Origin of the sequence: Paraclostridium sp. AKS73 (assembly GCF_025671395.1) — a bacterium.
Taxonomy (GTDB): domain Bacteria; phylum Bacillota; class Clostridia; order Peptostreptococcales; family Peptostreptococcaceae; genus Paraclostridium; species Paraclostridium benzoelyticum.
This window is the reverse complement of sequence record NZ_JAIXHU010000105.1, coordinates 1-238: the sequence shown is the minus strand read 5'-3', so window position 1 is coordinate 238 and position 238 is coordinate 1. Positions and strand designations below refer to the sequence as shown.

Below are 238 nucleotides of genomic sequence, written 5' to 3'. Positions count from 1 at the left end.
TTCACGTGTCCCGTGGTACTCTGGATCACATCTAAAGTCTTCTCGTTTCAACTACGTGGCTATTACACTTTATAGCGGAGCTTTCCAACTCTCTTCGTTTACGATACCTCTTCGTTGATGATGTGTCCGCAACCCCAGTGAAGAAAACTTCACTGGTTTGGGCTATTCCGCGTTCGCTCGCCGCTACTTACGGAATCGAATTTCTTTCTTTTCCTCCGGGTACTTAGATGTTTCAGTT

Annotated in this window: 1 rRNA gene; it reads right to left on the bottom strand. The window is 45.8% G+C overall.

The annotated features are described in order from the left end of the window. Positions 1-238, bottom strand: a 23S ribosomal RNA gene (locus LEQ07_RS19900); the annotation flags it as partial.